Raw genomic sequence first — 18,353 nt, forward strand, 5'->3', positions numbered from 1 at the left:
TACAGTGGTGTTACGCCCGGTTCTGCTGTTTCCAGCGCTATTTACGTTTGCATGTGACATGGTAGCACAAAGAAAAAAGTAACCCCTCGCTCTGTATTGCGAACACCGTACGTACCCTCGTGCAATTCTACGATATGCTTGACGATGGCAAGCCCGAGACCCGTTCCCCCAGTCTTGCGGTTGCGTGAGCGCTCGATCCGATAAAAGCGATCCCAAATATGGTCGAGCTGATCCTCGGGAATATGCTCTCCTTCATTTTCAATCGCCACGGATAAATCGCGATTGTCTCTTCCTTCGATTCGGACCGTAATTTCACTGCCGACACGCGCATGACGAATCGCGTTAACCAAAATATTAAACAGAATCTGCTCAATCTTGACCTGATCCGCGTAGAGAGCCTCCTCATTCGCCAAAATCGTCACAACCCGCAAATCCTTTTCATTAAAATGGTGCAAGAGCTTATCCACGACTTCTTCCATCAGCTCACTGACAAAGAAAGAACTTTTTTTCAGCTTGATCGTTTTCGATTCCAGCTTCGTCAGCTCCAGCATGTCTCTGACGAGGTCTTCCATCTTTTCCGTTTCATCCAAAATGACCTCGATGTATCGATCATGCTTGTTCTTTCCGACGCCATCCTTTAATCCTTCGGCAAAGCTTTTGACGATGCTAATCGGTGTTTTCAGCTCATGCGAAACATTGGATACAAACTCCTTCTGGATCAGCTCCATCCGCTTTTTCTGGTCCATTTCGGCGCGGAGCTGCTCATTTGCTTGCTGCAATTCCTTCAATGTCATATCGAGCTTTTCCGCCATCGTATTCAAGCTTCTCGCCAGACTGCCGAATTCATCGTTTCTCATAATCGGCGATTTTACGGAAAAGTCCAGCTTGGCCATCTGCAAGGCGCTTTTATTCAAGGATAGCAGCGGCTTCGAGACCACTTTGGAAAAGATGAGAGAAAGCAAAAGAATCAGAGCAAATCCTCCGATTCCGATATAGATGTAGAACAAGCGCAGGGCGTCGTTTGCCTCACTAATTTGTTGAAGCGATGTCGAGGCGATAATGAGATCCTTTACGTGGCCATCCTTCATTGCTGGTTGAATCACGACGAGACTGCGGACTCCGCTCCACGGCTCTACCCATTCCTCCTCAATCACTTTGCCGCTCTGCAGATTTGCTTTGCGTTCTATCGATAACGGGAACCAGTCTTTGATTACGAGAAACAGGATTCCTTGGCGTGAGTTCCATTGATTTGGCGAAGGTAGCAGCATTCCTGTTATTTCGCCAGATAGCCGCTCCAGCGGCTCTGCCGTTCCACCTGATTTCAAGCTACCGATTGGCTTTTCACCAGACTTGTGGATTACCAAGGGATAAAACAAGGTCTGTGGAATGCCTTCCTCAAAAACACCCACCGCATCAATGTGATCACCTATATGCAAATTCGCATTGATTAAATCCTTTCGGTAGACGTCAGGAAACATAGATAGGGAGATTTTCACTTTTTCCCCAGCTTTATTGCGGATGACGATGCCAAACGGGTTATCGACCTTAACCTTTCCATCTGTACTGACAATCGCAATTTGCGCTTTATTGCGGCTGATAAACAAAGACACTTCGTTTGCCATGCTTTCGTCATCCCATTGTTTCGAGACGTAGTGCTCCGAAAACGTCTTTAGCTTTTTTTCCAGATCTCCCAATTTCTTTGATTGATAAAATTGTTCAAAAAAAAGTAACTGACCGAGCATAATGATCGTATATAACAACAGGAAAAGTGATGAGGTGATAGCGAACAGCTTGACTGTTACCCCCCGCCGCTTCATCGTTCTTCCTCGAAGGTATAGCCAGCTTTAATTACCGTTCGGATGTGACGTGCTTCGCCGCCTAGCTTGCTGCGAAGCTTCTTGATATGGGTATCAACGACCCGCAAATCACCAAAGTAATCGAAGCCCCACACGTGATCCATGATCGTTTCACGAGAAAGCACGATTCCGGCGTTTTTGATCAGGTACACCAGCAGTTCATATTCTTTGGGGGTGAGATCGATTTCTTCTCCCATGATTTCCATACGCCGTGCCCGTTTGTTGATTACCACGTGACCAAAGCACAGCAGATGATCGGCTTTGCCCACGGTTCCCTCCACTCGCTTCATGAGAGTGTTAGCCCGGGCAACGAGCACTTTCGGGCTGAATGGCTTGGTGACATAATCATCTGCCCCCAGCTCAAAGCCGAGCATTTTATCGTCATCCTCTGATTTCGCAGTCAGCATGATGATGGGCACATCGGATCTGGCGCGGACGTACTTGCACACAGCCCAGCCGTCCATTTCTGGCATGAGGATGTCGAGGATAATCAGATCGACCCTTAGAGACGCTAGCATCTCGATTGCTTGTCTGCCATTTTCAGCTTCATATACGATCCATTGCTCCCGCTCGAAATAGTCAGCAACGATTTCCCGAATGCGACTCTCATCTTCAATCAGGAGCACTTGTCGTTTCATCTGTTGATGTCCCCCTTCGGCTCATCTTTCTCGCTCAGGAGAAAATCCTGCGCCATCAGTATAGATGATCGTTGTGTCTTTTGTGTGTTCCACGTGATTCCCATGATTGATTTGTGCGGAAATAGGGAAAAGGACACAAGAAGTACACAAGAGTATTGTAATCTGTTTTAATAGAATAGAACGTTTGTAAATTGGAAAGGATGTTCCCATGAATCTGCTCACCTTCCTGAAAAAACCAGATGTCAGACGCTTTGGGATTCTAGCATTATTCTGCTTGCTACTCTATTCTCTGGGAAGCATGATGAATGTCGTACTTTTGACCTTCCTGGTTACCTTTTTAATGGATCGGTTGCATTTTCATGTCACCAAGCTGATTCATAAGGTTGTTCCAATCAGTCCAAAGCTTGTTCTCGTCACGCTTTATGTTGTGCTTACAGCCTTGCTGGTTTTAGGAGGGGCAAAAGTATTCCCTTCCCTCATCCATCAGAGCGCCCAACTGATTCATGTCATTGAGCACGCATTTCGGAATCAGCAGGATAATGAGTTTATGCAGTACTTGATGCCTGCATTGGAAAAACTGGATATGCAAGGTCTCGTGAAAAGCAGTCTTGATTTTCTGACGGTCGTAAAGAATTGGGGATTCAATCTGTTTTTAGCCCTTATTCTAAGCCTGTTCTTTCTTTTAGGAAAGGACAATGTCATCGCATTCACTGCTCAGTTCCGGGGAAGCAAGCTCTCCTGGCTGTATACAGAGATTGAGTACTTCAGCAAAAAGTTTATCACGACGTTTGGAAAAGTGATTGAAACTCAATTGCTGATTGCATTGATTAACTCGATACTCACGACCATCGCCCTCTCGATCATGGGCTTCCCGAATTTGATCGGTCTGGCTCTCTTGATCTTCGTCTTGGGTCTCATTCCTGTCGCTGGTGTGGTGATCTCGCTCATTCCGTTGAGTGCTATCGCATTTAGTATCGGTGGACTGCACATGGTTGTGTACCTGCTCATCTTCATTGCTCTGATTCACGCACTCGAGGCGTACGTACTCAATCCGAGACTGATGGCATCCAAAACACATCTGCCGATCTTCTATACGTTCGTGGTTCTCATCTTCTCCGAGCATTTCTTTGGTGTTTGGGGTCTGATTGTCGGAATCCCTTCGTTCGTCTTTTTGTTGGACATTCTTGAAGTGAAAAAGATGGGGCAGCCTCTTCCGAAAGCAGTTTCCACGCAATAAGTCAGGCTTTTACGTATATACAAGCTTTTCTGGTATATCGTGCATGAAATCATGCCGTTGCCAGAAAAGCTTTTTTGCTTTTGTCCAAGCGCAGCACCAATGGTGTTGGTTGCTCCAAAATATCTGCAAATAAAAAGCCTCCTCTATCGAACATACCGATAAAGGAGGCCAATTTCCTTATTGTGCCAATGTTCCCTCGAACCATTTGATCAGCGCTTGCGTACCGCTGTCTTGCTCGCCTTTGTCAGCGAGCTCCTCATAAAGCGATTTGGACAGCTCCAGCCCTGGTGTCAAAAGGCCCATTTCTTTCGCTGCTTCCAAAGCAATGCCCATGTCCTTGATAAAATGCTTGATATAAAAGCCTGGAGCATAATTACCAGCTATCATGCGCGGTGCCAGATTGGATAAAGACCAGCTGCCTGCTGCTCCTGCTTCGATGCTTGTCAGCACTCTGGTAGGATCCAGACCTGCTTTTTTCGCGTAGGCAATGGCTTCACACACACCGATCATATTCGTTGCGATACAGATCTGATTGCACATTTTGGTGTGCTGTCCCGCTCCTGGACCACCTTGGAGAACGACGTTTTTGCCCATAATTTGCAGTAGTGGCTCTACGCTGTCAAACGCTTCCTGATCGCCACCTACCATGATGGTCAGTCTCGCCTCGCGCGCTCCTACGTCGCCGCCGGAAACTGGCGCATCCAGCGAATACAAGGATTTCTTCTTTGCTTCCTCGTAAATCTTTATCGCAAGGGACGGCTTGGAAGTGGTCATATCTAATAAGAAAGTACCTGGCTTTGCATGGGATACGATTCCCTCTGCTCCGAGGTACACCTCTTCTACATCACTTGGATAGCCGACCATCGTAATGATGACATTAGATGACGCTGCCAGATCGGAAATACGCTCTTTCCAAACCGCACCGCGTGCGAGCAAGTCTTCGGCCTTTTCCTTTGTACGCGTATATACCAGCACCTGGTAACCAGCATTCAGGAAATGGGACGCCATGCTTTTTCCCATAACGCCAGTTCCAACAAATCCGATGACTGTATTTTCTGCCTTCAATGACAAGATAACCACTCCAATCATTTCACTCTTTTTCATCCGTCATTTACTTCTCGTTAGTGTATCTAAATTCCTCCCCGCTCATTCTCGCACAATTGGAAACATTTATGCTACTTGATCCTCCCTAGCTTTCGGCTGATAGTCGATTGATCTACTTTCAATACCTCTGCCATTCTCGTCGTCGTTTTGTATTTATCCCGTGCCATCGTCAGCAATTGATTTTCTAGCATGGAAATAGCCTCTTTTAATGGAATGATTTCCGTGACACTCAGCCTGGAGTGAGCATGCTGCATTGGATGCACGATTTCTGGCAAATGAGCGACCTCTATCACATCCTGATCCGTAATGACGATTAATCGCTCGACGATGTTTTGCAGCTCACGTAAATTCCTGGCCATTTGTACGCCTGCAAGCATTCCAATGCTTCCTGTGAAAAAGTTTTTGTCTTCTTATACTTTCGATTGAACTTGTCTTTGAAAAATAACAGCAAGGGCAATATATCATCGGTACGCTCGCGCAAAGGGGGAATATTGACCGGTACGACATTCAGCCGATAATACAAATCCTCCCGGAAGCGTCCGAGTCTCGTTTCCTCCTGGAGATTTCGGTTGGTTGCCGCGATGATCCGCACATCAATCTTGATCGGCTTGGTCCCTCCGATTCGGACAAACTCATGCTCCTGCAGTACACGCAATAGCTTCACCTGCAAACTCAAGGGCAACTCGCCAATTTCATCAAGAACAAGGGTGCCTTCATTTGCCAGTTCAAAAAGCCCCGGCTTGCCCTCCTTGGTCGCCCCCGTAAACGCTCCTTTTTCATATCCGAACAGCTCCGACTCTAGCAAATGCTCGGGAATTGCCGAACAGTTTATTTTGATAAATGGCTTTTCCTTGCGCTGACTGTTATTGTGAATATACGAAGCGACTACCTCTTTTCCTACACCGGATTCTCCCAAAATCAGGACGGTAGAATCGACTTCCGCCAGCTTTCCTGCCAGGATGACTACTTGTCTGATTTGCTCGCTTTTGGTGATGAATTCTCCATCCTGCTCTGTCAGTTGGCTCCATTTGCGCAGCTCCTGCCGGTAGCCCTCCAATAGTCCGCGCGCGTTTTCTAGCTCTTCCTGCAATCGTTTTTCCTCTGTAATATCACGGCTAAAGTTGACGACGCGCAAGATGTTTCCATACTCATCCTTCACAGGAGTTCCCATCACCATCAATCTGCCGCCCATCCGTGTGGATTGAATAACCTGCACTTTTTCATTTCGCTCCAGCACGAGCCTTGTAATGGATGGTTGAAACACGCCAGATCGCTCCAAATCATAGATGCTTTTGCCAACCAAATCTTCGGGACTGTAGCCATACAGTCGCTCGGATGATCTGCTTACCCGTTGTGTAATTCCTTTGCCATCCGAAATGTAAAACATGTCGTAGCTCGTATTAAAAACAGCCTCCAGCTCCAGTGAATAGTTAGCCTGTTTTTCTTTGTATACACGAAAGAAATGGCGATACAGCTCTGCTGTTTTGACCCAGCCCACTATCTGTCCCTGAGGATTTACCAATGCCCACTGCTCGTATCGATCCCATTCCGCGTCTTGTGTCTCGATCTCTTCTAAGGCACACACTCCCACTGACCGCAGCTCCTCGGGACACTCCCGCATAACGACGCCAGTAACAGACTGGTTTTTGTCCATGATAAAAAGCGCATCCGTTTTCATCTGACGTGCCGCTTCTTCCCAGTCTGGCTGTAAACAGAAGGAAAAAGATACGTTCAAAAAGTCCAAAGATGTCATAGGCTCCACCCTCCCCTGGTCTATACGTTGAAAAATCCCCCCATAACGTCGTGCTTCCTGTTACGGGAGGAACCTATTCTTTCAGAATAAATGCGATTGTATTGGAGTTATTATAGAGGAGATGTCTATTTTTTTCAATTTTCTTTCTGTTCTAAGCTATTGTTCCTCGATACCCAAATAAGCAGCAGCCAGTGTGAGATAGAACCGAATCGAATCCAGATAACGCTCGGTGTCAATCCATTCATCCGGCTGGTGAGCAAGTGTCGGTTCTCCCGGTCCACAAATGAGGATCGGCACCTGCAAATGCGGCCCGTAGATTGATCCATCTGTATAATAGTTCACACCACTAACAGGCTCTTCGGTTCCCCACAGATGCTGCATCGTCCCTTGGGAAAGGGCAATGAAAGGGTGCTGAGCGTCCGTCGTCACTGCAGGCAAATCATTGGCTACCCGAATCTCGCATTGTGCTCCGAGTGGCTCGCAGACGCTTATCAGCAGCTGCTTTAATTCATCCACGATCGTTGCATGGACTTGCCCAGGAACGGTGCGAATATCAAGCATCAATGAGCATTGATCGGGAACCACGTTCGTTTTGACTCCTCCCTGGATGACCCCGACATTCATCGTTGGACTTCCGAGCAAAGCGTGATGCTCATACGTGAACGAATAGGACTCCAGCTCATGGATAAATCGAGCCATTGCTGTAATTGCATTTACGCCTTGCTCCGGCATAGAGCCATGTGCTGTCTTGCCATAGGTGACGATATCTAACCAAAGTGCCCCCTTGTGAGCGATGAAGGGACGATTGGAGCTAGGCTCTGAGATGACCATTGCGGTGGCATCATCTACTTGTCCCCTGGCAGCAACCGCTTTTGCCCCCAGACAATCCACTTCTTCTCCTGCAGTTCCTGCAAAGCGAAGCGTTCCCTGTAGCTTGATCCCCGCACGATGCAAATACTCCATCGCGAGCACCATCGCTGCTACGCCGCCCTTCATATCGGTCGTTCCTCTGCCGTACATCTTGTTTCCCACACGTTCCCCGCCGAATGGATCGTGCTTCCATGGGATATTGCCTGTCGGTACCGTATCCAGATGCCCGCTAAAAACGAGCACACGCTGGTCTTTGTTTTCAGCAGCCACGCCTGTCAGCTCCGCCAAAACGTTGCTACGTCCAGGTAGCACCTCATCTACCTCTGCTCTCAATCCAGCACGCGCCAAATGGCTTTGAATCACCTCGGCCACTGCCGCTTCTGCTCCCGGAGGATTGACGCTATTGATCGCAATCAAGTCACGCAAAAAATCGATTGCCTCCTGCTCGTTAATCAGCTCCATTGCTTTTTGCACTCTCGGGTTTGTCATAACAGCTTTCATGATTATCCACTCTCTCCCTCTCTTTGCACGTTTCTTTTGTTAGATCACTGCCTGCTTGTCATCGGTTAGGACATCGGTACTCCCCTTCACCTTTTGCTCTTTCAAAATGATGGCACAAAGCGCTGCAACGGCGGCTGCGATAGCAAAAAAGACAAAGACATTGCTGAAATCCTGAGAGCCGTCTGCCCCCACCTTAACCAAGTATCCAGCAACGAGCGGAGAGACGAATGATCCCATCTGACCGATCCCGTTGGACAGTCCTGTAGCACTTCCCACTACCTCTTGGGGATAACGCTTTTGAACGTACGCATACACTGTTCCAAAGTTCAGATTGATGAAAAAACCAACCAACAACAAGGCTGTCAAAAGCATGCCAGTCTGTCCCTTTTCCACTGCTCCCAGCATCCAGAGAACCGGGATACATCCCAAATACGCGATAATTGCTACCGGCTTCATTCGATGCAGAACTTTATCCATGAGCCAGCCCCCCATCATCATGGCAAAAAAGGCGATGATATACGGGACAGAAGCGAAAAAACCCATTTGCTTCAAATCAAGTCCATGCTGCTTCACCAGGAAAGTCGTGAGCCATGTCGTCGTTCCCCAATACACAGCCAACTGACAGAACAAAAGCAGGGTGTAGACGTAGAAATAACCGTCCTTCAAAAAGATGTTGATGTTTTTCTTTTTCGTTCCCTTGTCAGAAGTAGCCTCGGCTTGCACGTCAGCATCTCCACTGGTGATGTGCTCGTACTCCGTTTTGTCCAGACGTCCTTTATCCAGCATTTCTTTTGGGGTATTCGTGATGAAGTACCAGAGAGCAAAAATCCCGATGAGCCCAGGTACCGCCAGGACGTAAAAGACTGGTCTCCACTCTCCGCCGAAAAAGTAAAAGGACAACGAAGTGACGAGTACTGGTACGATCGCAGGGGCAACTGCCCAGGAGGTTGCAAAAAACGATACCGATCGCCCACGCTCAGCCATAGGAAACCAGTTGTTGATCGTCCGGCAGGCAGGGGCAAAATGATGACCTTCTCCAAGCCCTAAGCCGATACGAAGCGCCAGGAATTGACCGAATGTTTTGACCACTCCAGTCAGAGCAGTTATCGCCGTAAATACGATGATGGCAATGTTCATGACTTTCTTCGGACCGATCTTATCCGCGAGAAATCCTGCCGTCACTTGTGCCAGGGAATAAGCGAAGAAAAAGACCGAAGCGAGCTGCCCCAGCTCAACCGGAGTCAAATCCAGATCTTTCTGAATAAACGGAAGAAACGTCAAGACTGCCATCCGATCAAAGTAATTGATGATGTAAAGCAGCCATAGAACGACTAAAACAACATGGCGATAACCCCATCCTTTTTTTACAACGGCATTCATCCTTCTGCCCCCTATATCCTATGTTGGACATTCTCTCTATATCAAAGCGCTTTCAAGAACGCTGCCTATCACTAGAGCACATACCATGCCAGCTTGTCCTTTTGCTTGCTGCTATCACCATATTCACTCGTTTTTTCCGGTTATTACTCACTTTTCAGGGAAAAGGCGGTGCCATTTGCAAATCGAACAGGCTATGCATTTTTACATAAGTTTCTAACCTGACTTGCCTACCTAGCTATACCATTTCAAGACACATATCACGAAAGAATAACGTCTATGCAATCACACATAGTTGTTTTGCAGAAATGCATAGAAATCTATAAGAAGATAACTTTGCCCAAAAGCTGCGGGAGATCAATGCGCAAGCGAGCGACAAGCTCGGCTTATGACAAACAAACACGCAAAAGGAAGGGGAAGTGAACAAGCTTTATTTGCTCGGCGGGGTGTTCGGGGTAGAAAAAATCCCTCTGACCATGAACAAGGTAATGGTGTTTTGGTGTTCAAATAAAATGGAGGAGGGCTCTAATGCCCTCCTCCAAAGCTCCTTATACTAGCGAAGAAGCTGCTGCGGATTTAATCCCAGAAGCGCCGGATGAACAAACAATCCGTCCTTTCTGATCAGCACATCATCGAACCAAATTTCACCACCTCCATAATCGGGCCGCTGAATATTGATCAAATCCCAATGAATCGTACTTCGATTTCCATTGTCTGCTCTGTTATAAGCTTGACCCGGTGTGAGATGGAAGCTGCCAGCAATTTTTTCATCAAACAAAGTGTCGCCCATCGGATGCAAAATAGATGGATGAAATGCAATTGCAAATTCACCAATGTAGCGTGCCCCCTCGTCCGTATCCAATATCTCATTTAATTTGGCTGTATGATTTGCCGTCGCTTCCACGATCTTCCCTTCACGGAAAGTGAGCTTGATGTTATCAAACGTCGTGCCTTTATACTGACTGGCAACGTTATAGCTAATCGTCCCATTGATTGAATCTCGTACCGGGGACGTATACACTTCCCCATCAGGCATGTTCCGCTTGCCGACTGCTAATTGTGTGCCGATTCCTTTGATGGAAAACTGAAGCTCCGTACCCGGACCTGTGATACGTACATGCTCTGTTTGGTCCATGAGCTGATAAAGTGGTTCACAGGCGATCGACATTTTGCGATAATCGAACGAGCAAACATCGTAATAAAAGTCCTCAAACTCCTCTGTAGGCATTTTCGCTTTTTGGGCTAATGCTGCCGTGGGATAATTGATTCGAATCCCTTTTATATCATTGTCCACACGCCGAAAGATCGAGTGGAAATACTGCGCATACAGGCGATTCTTTTCATCCGGCACATCTTTCATCTCGCTGTCGTTGGTCTCCCCGTGAATGCCGATATACCCGTGGATGCCGTTCCACATCTCTTGCTCCCACTGAACCATTTGGGCAAGCTGGTCATCTGACAGCCCCTTCATCCATTCACGCTGAACCTTTGGTCTTACAAAACGAAGATGCGGAAATGCCCCTTTGGCATACAGCTTTTTTACCAATTCTGCAGCCAACAGCTCCCCTTCGTCCACCACCATGATCATGATATGCTCGCCTGCTTGAACATCCAAGCTGTACGAGATCAAATTGTCAGCAATCTTTCCGAGCCGCTCATCCCTCATGTCCATTCGCTCCTTTTATTCGTTTGTATCCAGCTTAGCTTTTGATTGTCAGAGGATTATCAAAGGAGCGAATCGAATGAAGCTTTTTTGTGAGTAGAATGTGAGCAGCATCAGGCATCGCGTAATAGGCCAATTTCACTGGCGAGCATAATTGCGTGGGTGCGATTTTTTGCCCCTAGCTTTCCGAATAGTTGATTATTATAGCCTTTGACTGTGCCTATGGAGATTTGAAAGTGCAGAGCGATTTCCTGGTTTGTACACCCCGCCTTGATCAACGTCAGCATTTCAATTTCGCGTTTGGTAAGTCGCTCAATCAGCTCTTCCCGTGCACTCTTGGCACTGTCCTTTTTTTCCTGAACACCTCGTCTGCGCAGAATTGCCTTTACCCGGGAGACTAAAATGTTCGGATCAAAGGGCTTGGTCATATAATCATCCCCACCCATATCCAGGCCTGTAATCATATCTTCTGAATCATCCTTGCAGCTCAAAAAAAGGAGAGGGATTTCACTGCCTGATTCTCGCAATGTCTGGCACAGCTCGAGTCCAGAGCCGTCCGGCAATACTATATCAAGAACGATCAGATCAGGCTGCTTCTGCTTGAGAGCAGCTACGGCCTCGCAAATATTCTCAGCCTCCCAAACCCCGAAATGATTCGCTTCCAAATAAAGCCTCACCAGCTCCCTGATCATCTCGTCATCCTCTACCAGTAATATCATAGGGGCTTCCATTTACGATACCCTCCCTTCCTCTATGGGCTCTGTAGTTGTTTGCATCAGCTTGACTGGCAAAGAAAACGAAAATGTACTTCCTGCTCCTAAATTGCTTTCTACCCAAATGTCTCCCTGATGATATTGGATGATTTCTTTAGAAATAGTCAGTCCGAGCCCAACTCCGCCTCCTGCTCGAAGCTTGCGCGCATCGCTTACTTTGAAAAATCGCTCGAACACAAAAGGAAGATTTTCCGAGTCGATTCCCAGTCCCGTGTCCCTTACTTCCACGAAGGCTCGTCCAATCCCATCTGGTCCCAGCTCCGAATCTATCCTCAGACTGATCGTTCCTCCCGCAGGCGTATATCGTTGCGCATTCGTCAGCAGGTTGACCACTACCTGCTCGATACGAAGCGGATCTGCAATGATACACAGTCTGTCATCAGGAACGATCCTCGTGCCCAGCTCCCAGACAAAATGGAGGTCCTTTTTTTCCATGTCCAACAGATGCTTTTCGTACAGACTATGAAAATAGGTGATAAGCGGGATCGGCTGGAAATGGAAGCGAATTTGGCGTGACTCTATTTTGGATAGCTCAAACAAGTCCTTGATAATCTGATGTAAATATATTGTTTTTTCATAGATCACGGTGAGGTACTTCGGATCATTCGGCTTCACGACACCATCGATCATTGCCTTTATAAAGCCCTGGATCGATGTGAGCGGAGTCCCTAGCTCATGGGCAATATTGGAAAGGAGTCTGCGCCGCGACTCCTGCATCATTTGCAGCTCCTTGTTTTTTCCTTCCAGTGCTTGTGTTCGCTGCTGCACTTTTTGCTCCAGCGATTCATTGGTTTTTCGCAGCTCCTCCGACAGCCTCTCAACCTGATCGAATGATCTGGCAAACGCCATAGACAGATTGATCATTTGGGTAAACAAAAAAACGAGTACACTAAATGCTACGCCATTTTCAAAGCTAGACAAGTTTGCGTAGAACAAAATTTCGTTTATCGAGGCAATAAAAAGGAGCATCAAGCCAAACCCGTTTAGCAGGGAGCCATGCCTTTTTCGAATCACTGCGTGCACATAGACGTACAGCACATAGCAATAGCAGAGCAATAAGTAGATTTCTTTAATCAGAATCGCTTCCGTGAATATCCAGGCAGGAGTAACCGTGATAAAGAGAATGAGCACACTACCGAGCTTAATTAGCCAATTGCGGATGGTTCGGTTAAACTCGAGAGGGTATTGCGATTGAACGAACAAAGCAAGAAACATCATACTTCCCGAGGCGCAAAGGTACTCCAGCTTGACCCCGATCTCCCACGGAATTTGCGGGAAATAGCGTACAGCGAGAGTCTCGCCCAAAAAAAGTAGCCGGATACTGATACCGATACTCATACCAGAAAAGTAGAGACCTGATTTCTCTCTTTTTCTCGCCAAGTACAACACAAAATGATAGATTCCCATCAGAAACAAGCAGCCGGCAATCAGACTTTCATAGAGGACCTTTGTATCGCGCTCCAGCATGATTTCTTCAACGGGTCCGAATGTGATAGACTCCCACAATCCGCCTTTTCGCTGAACGAAATTTGAGACTTGGACAACCAACTCTACCTGGGAACGATCGGATTGAAAGGGGATGAGCTTGGCATAATTTTTGGGGACCATCTGCTCTCTGCTCGTGCCAACAACGCCGTTTTTCTCCATTAGCTCGCCATTGATCCATAGTTGATAGGCAGTAGCGACACTTGGCAAGTAGATCGCAAAGCGTTTATGTACATCTTCATCTCGCAGTTGAAGCAGGAGACGATAGGTAGCGTAGCCATGATTGGGGTAAGATTGATGAATCGCCGCCCCGCCCTTCCAGGTAGACGGGACTTGCTTGTAGCTAGACTGAGCGGATCTTGCTTGTTCTCGTATAGTGGCTGGGGTCTGCAGCTGGTTCCAATAAAAAGTCCACTCGCCATTTAAAGGTACGAACTGCTGCTCGTCCCAGTTAACCGCGCGCAAATCGATAACGCCTTGCCTGGCGACTGGCTGCTCGACATAAGCCATTGCCTGGGCAACAAAGGTTAGCATGGAGGCTATCAGAAAGGCGAAAATGATTATTTTCTTGATCATTGGCTGCCTGCCCTCCCTGTTTGAACGATGATTTGCTCTCTTTAGCATAGTTCGAAAAGACTACGGAATAAAGACCCATTGAGGATATTGCTACAAAATAAAAAAGATGCGAGATCAAGTGACCTCTCATCTTGCAGCCTATCGGAAGCATCGCATTGCGAGCGAACAAAAAAAGCGACGCTGAGCCTGTGCTCACACCGCTTTTTCCTTGCTATCCAACCTCTTGCTTTTTGACCGCGCTCGTTTTTTCACTACTGTCTGACCTCCTCTGCTGGACATCCTCGAAGCGCTGGCTGACACGGGCAAGCGCAAATGCCACGATCACAGAGAAGATGACGATGCCATAAAATCCCGCCCCGATCCCGATCCCGATGCCCCCGGCGAAAAAGATCATAGCCGCAGACGTCAGCCCTTTTACTTGCAAGCCATCCTTCAGAATGACCCCTGCTCCCAAAAAGCCAAGGCCTGTAACAATCTGTGCAGCCAAACGCATCGGGTCCATCATCGTCCCGCTATTCGGGGAGCTGTACAGCTTTGTGCTGTATATCGAAACAAGCGTAATCAACGTACAAGCCACTGAGACATACATATATGTCTTTAACCCGGCTGGCTTGTTTCTGTGTGAGCGATCCCAGCCAATGAACATCCCTAGTACAGCGCTAATAACTACGCGCAAATACATCTCCAGATTCATGATGACATGCTGTTCATAAAATACGTGCAGAGATTCCAAGTGATTCACCCTCTTTTAGCGATAGAGAAATGATATGTGCGAATGCGTAAAATAGACCTGTTGTACGGGTGAAGCTACTCCCCTCCAAAGGCCGAAACAAGAACACTTTCACTACGATGAATGTTTGATAGGCGCTTTATTTACGACCACCCCTTTAAAATTATAATATTCATAATTTTATATCTATTATACCACCTCCCACACTATTTATGTTGTTTTAATTTGTTATGAGTTTATTTTGTTGTTATTTTTGTGTGTTTATTTGTTTGTAAAACAAAAACAACGGTAAACAAATAAAACACACAAAAAATACCAAACAAAAACAACACAAAACCCAAACGCTATGTTATACTCAAAATCGTACAGAGCAAATATTCAGAAAATAAAATTCTAATCTTAGGAGGAATACGCATGAAAGTTCTTTGCTTGGGCGGTGCAGGTCGAATTTGCCGGGAGTCTATTCTTGATTTGGTGCAGTACTCCAGCTTTGAAAAGATTACAGTAGCTGATTTTAATGAGGAGGAAGGCAGAAAAATCGTCGAAGCGCTGAACGATCCGCGTGTTGATTTCGTACAGATAAACGTGCGTGACCACGAGGATTCGGTAAGCAAAATGCGTGGCTATGATATCGTTATGGATGGTACGACTATTACATTAAATGGACTTTCTACAGCTTGCATCGCGGAAGCAGGCTGCCACGGAATCAACTTAAATGGCTTTGGTGCTGAAGAAGCATCTGACGAGATTTTCAAGAAAAACGGCAAGACCTGCGTTCCCGGCTTTGGTATGACTCCTGGAGTTACCCAAATGATGGCCATGCATGCTGCCAATCAACTGGATACAATCGAATCCGTTCGCGTCAGCCACGGCGCTTTCCGTCCGATCGCTTTTTCCCGTTCCATCACGGAAACAACTACGTATGAATATGATCCCCTCCTGCCTGGTCGTGTCGTCTATGAAAACGGTGAGTTTGTTCAAGTTCCTCCTTTTGCCAGACCGCGTGAAATCCAATTGCCAGAACCATACGGAAAAACAATCCAATACATTATTCCGCACGCAGAAACGAAAACGTTGGCGACTGCTCTCGCTGACAAAGGGGTTAGGCTGATTGAGGTGCGCGGAACGTGGCCAGCCAAAAACATGCAGCTCGTACGTGCCCTCTACGATTGGGGCTTCATGCGAAATGACAAAATTACTGTGAATGGCAAAGAAATTGGTGTGCTAGATTGCATCAGTGAATACTTATTCCATTCAAAGGAAGGACAGGAAACGGAGCTGTATGGCTATTCCTTGCATGTCGAGGTGATCGGTACTAAGGACGGCCGACGCGTACAGCATGTCCTGTACCATACTCACCCGGCGTCTGATGGATCGGTGGAGGGCTGGGAAAAGCTGCGGGCGTATACACGAAATGTAGGGATTCCGATGGCTGTTGCGACAGAAATGATTGCCAAAGGCATGGTGAAAAAGACGGGTGTGCTCATTCCTGAGGAAGCATTTGAACCGGCAGAGGTGTTTGCACAGTTAGAAAAACGAGGAATTTTCATGCACGAGGAGATTACGCAGCTCGATACGGAAGATGAATCGGTGCAAATGGCTAGATAAATAGCTTTACACCTGTCAGCAAGGTAGAAGAAAAAGTCGTCTTCCGCATACTGGGAAAACGACTTTTTCTATAGCTAAGTTAACGTTCTTTACATCCTTTGGACCATTGTAGTGCGTTCTTCTCTAGCTCTTTCACAAATGCATCTTTCCCGTCCATATAGGCTTCTATGTTCTTTGGGAACTGTGTGGCGAGGCTTTCTTTTAAATCTCCATACCGATTTTCGTAATTCTGATGCATCCGGAGGTAATCTCTTACCTCTAATTGGCGATCAATATCTTCCTTGTTAACCCATTGAAACACATGGACCTGATGTGTGCGATTATCCCCGCCTTTTCGGAAATACCTTCTTCCGTTCATGCCGAGCTCGCCCATACATTCATAACCAATGTCTTCCATCCGATCGTTAAATGAATCCACTTTTTCAATATCTTTTACCTCTGGCATGATATCAATGATTGGCTTGGCTTTTAATCCTGGAACGGAAGTGCTTCCGATATGATGGATGTCGATTAATTCATCACAAAAGATATCCTTGATTTTTTGAGCTTCCTCGTTAAACTTTTTCTTCCAGTCCTTGTTGTACTCCGTAACCACAACATTCATTTAACTACCCTCCTCTAGTATGTGATCTTTTACGATCAAATTTTGGGCATTAGATCATCCTATAAAAGTGAGGAAGCGGTGTCAACGGAAAAGAATTAGACAGGATAGTATTGTGCATCCAGACTAGTGTGTGAAATTATCATTATTTCTTTGAATTATTCGTTTTTTCGAAATGAACCCAAAGGTAATATACTGCCCAAAAAACTAATATGACAAGAACTGCAATCGGTTTTAGCTTAGGTGGTAACCAAATTGCCAATATTATTGCAATTACCAAAAAAGGAGGGAGTAAACGCCAATATTTTTTATTACGGAACATAAAAACCTCCTCACATACATCACAACTTCTCACCATTTTACCATTTCCTAAGGGTCCGTTGACGAGATGTATGACCTATAGGGTTACTCCAGCGAAATTCCCTTTCAGGACTTCCTTCTGCTTCTGATTGATACACAAAAAAGCTGCTGCAATAGATGTCCTGTTATCTTGCTTTTCGAATCTTTCTATTGTTACTTAACAAATAATCGTATCCCCGGTAAACACTGGTCTTAAAAACTCAAAATTCATAGTACGGGCGAGCACGTTATGATCGCCTCCTACCTTTGTCGGCAATGTAGCAGTTAGCAGCCCCTGAATAACCAGCCTTCCTTGTTCATCTGGGGTAACATGATGAGCCCCTTCATCACATGAAACCTGCGTGAACAATTGAACATCTTCCACTGTAAAAGTTCGTTCAAACTTTATTTTATCTCCTGCTCTTAATGACATATTTATCTCCTCCCGCATTTACATGTGACATATATTCAAATGCCGTTGTTCCATATACTCTTTTGAAGTGCTTGTTCAAATGGGTTAAATCACTAAAGCCACATTCTGCTACAGCCGCATATATATCTCGATTTTGTTCGATTAACTGCTTTGCACGTTCTATCTTGCAATTAAGAAAGTATTGGTATGGTGAAATTCCAGTATGAGCCTTGAACAACCTGATAAACTGAAATTTTGATAAATGCAGCTCTTTACATACCTCGTCAAGCTTAAGTACGATATCTAGGTTGGCATGAAGCATATCCTTTGCTTTTCTCATGAGAGGGGCATCTTTTTTATATTCTGAAAATAGATTCGTTTGAACAAGGCTATCCGTAAGAGATACGAGTAATTCATTGCACAAAGCCTCATCTTTTTCGCTTAATATTGCATGAGAAAGATTTACTATTTTTTGTCCAAGTCTATCATCATACACAATAGGTGTTGAAAACCGGACGATTTCCTTTTTCTCACTAATCTCTAAAAACAATTGTGGATCAATATATAACATAACATAATCAAGACCTGTCTCATCATGCGCCATTCCGTCATGAGTCTGCTCTGGATTAAAAAGCATAACCCCATTTTGATAGGATAACTGTAAACTCCCATCCAGGTTATACTCTTGAATACCACGAAGCGTAACACCTAATGCATACTCTTTATGCGAGTGCTTTTTATACGTAAAATCAGTCATACTCGCTGACAGCGCAGTAACACCTGCAGACTTTTTATAGATAAACTTGTCCATCTCTCTCACCTCCTCATTA

At 46.0% G+C, this 18,353-nt stretch carries 13 protein-coding genes and 2 pseudogenes; 2 read left to right on the forward strand and 13 right to left on the reverse strand.

Annotated elements, in window-relative coordinates; genetic code table 11:
- Positions 1–41 precede the first annotated feature (41 nt).
- Together SB752_RS00090 and SB752_RS00095 are read right to left on the reverse strand one after the other, a co-directional pair.
- On the reverse strand, positions 42–1,817 hold the full coding sequence (locus tag SB752_RS00090) for a HAMP domain-containing sensor histidine kinase (protein WP_410713734.1): 1,776 nt from the start codon (positions 1,815–1,817) through the stop codon (positions 42–44).
- On the reverse strand, positions 1,814–2,494 hold the full coding sequence (locus SB752_RS00095) for a response regulator transcription factor (RefSeq protein ID WP_410713735.1): 681 nt from the start codon (positions 2,492–2,494) through the stop codon (positions 1,814–1,816). The genes SB752_RS00090 and SB752_RS00095 overlap by 4 nt, the downstream gene beginning before the upstream one ends.
- Positions 2,495–2,702: 208 nt before the next feature.
- Between SB752_RS00095 and SB752_RS00100 the strand changes: the two genes are divergently transcribed.
- Positions 2,703–3,731 carry an AI-2E family transporter gene (locus SB752_RS00100; RefSeq protein ID WP_410713736.1) on the forward strand — a complete coding sequence of 343 codons (1,029 nt, stop codon included), beginning with the start codon at positions 2,703–2,705 and terminating at the stop codon, positions 3,729–3,731.
- Between the two features lie 177 nt (positions 3,732–3,908).
- Here the strand turns inward: SB752_RS00100 and SB752_RS00105 are convergent, their stop codons facing one another.
- The 8 genes and pseudogenes from SB752_RS00105 to SB752_RS00145 all read right to left on the reverse strand — a co-directional run bounded on the left by SB752_RS00105 (position 3,909) and on the right by SB752_RS00145 (position 14,527).
- Positions 3,909–4,835 carry an NAD(P)-dependent oxidoreductase gene (locus SB752_RS00105; protein ID WP_410713737.1) on the reverse strand — a complete coding sequence of 309 codons (927 nt, stop codon included), beginning with the start codon at positions 4,833–4,835 and terminating at the stop codon, positions 3,909–3,911.
- Between the two features lie 71 nt (positions 4,836–4,906).
- A pseudogene (locus tag SB752_RS00115) lies at positions 4,907–6,588 on the reverse strand (sigma-54 interaction domain-containing protein).
- A 156-nt stretch (positions 6,589–6,744) separates the two neighbouring features.
- Positions 6,745–7,959 (reverse strand): M20 family metallopeptidase, encoded by a 1,215-nt coding sequence (locus SB752_RS00120; protein WP_410713740.1) that lies wholly within the window; start codon positions 7,957–7,959, stop codon positions 6,745–6,747.
- A 39-nt stretch (positions 7,960–7,998) separates the two neighbouring features.
- The gene (locus tag SB752_RS00125) at positions 7,999–9,339 is read right to left on the reverse strand and encodes an MFS transporter (RefSeq protein ID WP_410713741.1); all 1,341 of its coding nucleotides are present in this window, start codon (positions 9,337–9,339) and stop codon (positions 7,999–8,001) included.
- 550 nt (positions 9,340–9,889) lie between these two features.
- A complete protein-coding gene (locus SB752_RS00130) occupies positions 9,890–11,002 on the reverse strand; it encodes an aminopeptidase (RefSeq protein WP_410713742.1) in 1,113 nt (370 codons plus the stop codon).
- Positions 11,003–11,112: 110 nt separating this feature from the next.
- On the reverse strand, positions 11,113–11,730 hold the full coding sequence (locus tag SB752_RS00135; protein ID WP_410713743.1) for a response regulator: 618 nt from the start codon (positions 11,728–11,730) through the stop codon (positions 11,113–11,115).
- Positions 11,731–13,833, reverse strand: coding sequence for a sensor histidine kinase (locus tag SB752_RS00140; RefSeq protein WP_410713744.1), 2,103 nt, complete (start codon positions 13,831–13,833; stop codon positions 11,731–11,733).
- A gap of 211 nt (positions 13,834–14,044) precedes the next feature.
- Entirely contained in the window at positions 14,045–14,527 is a 483-nt protein-coding gene (locus SB752_RS00145) for an MgtC/SapB family protein (protein WP_410714252.1), read from the reverse strand.
- 450 nt (positions 14,528–14,977) lie between these two features.
- On the opposite strand from SB752_RS00145, the gene SB752_RS00150 reads away from it, so the two are divergent.
- Complete coding sequence (locus SB752_RS00150; RefSeq protein WP_410713745.1) at positions 14,978–16,171, forward strand: saccharopine dehydrogenase family protein; 1,194 nt, start codon at positions 14,978–14,980, stop codon at positions 16,169–16,171.
- Between the two features lie 79 nt (positions 16,172–16,250).
- Here the strand turns inward: SB752_RS00150 and SB752_RS00155 are convergent, their stop codons facing one another.
- From SB752_RS00155 to SB752_RS00165, 3 genes and pseudogenes are all read right to left on the reverse strand, one after another.
- A complete protein-coding gene (locus SB752_RS00155; RefSeq protein WP_410713746.1) occupies positions 16,251–16,775 on the reverse strand; it encodes a GrpB family protein in 525 nt (174 codons plus the stop codon).
- Positions 16,776–17,169: 394 nt separating this feature from the next.
- Positions 17,170–17,544, reverse strand: a pseudogene (locus SB752_RS00160) (hotdog domain-containing protein).
- Positions 17,522–18,334 (reverse strand): AraC family transcriptional regulator, encoded by an 813-nt coding sequence (locus SB752_RS00165; protein ID WP_410713747.1) that lies wholly within the window; start codon positions 18,332–18,334, stop codon positions 17,522–17,524. Before SB752_RS00165 ends, SB752_RS00160 begins: the two are co-directional and overlap by 23 nt.
- Positions 18,335–18,353: the final 19 nt, after the last annotated feature.

Origin of the sequence: Brevibacillus sp. SIMBA_040 (assembly GCF_046535075.1) — a bacterium.
Lineage (GTDB): Bacteria > Bacillota > Bacilli > Brevibacillales > Brevibacillaceae > Brevibacillus.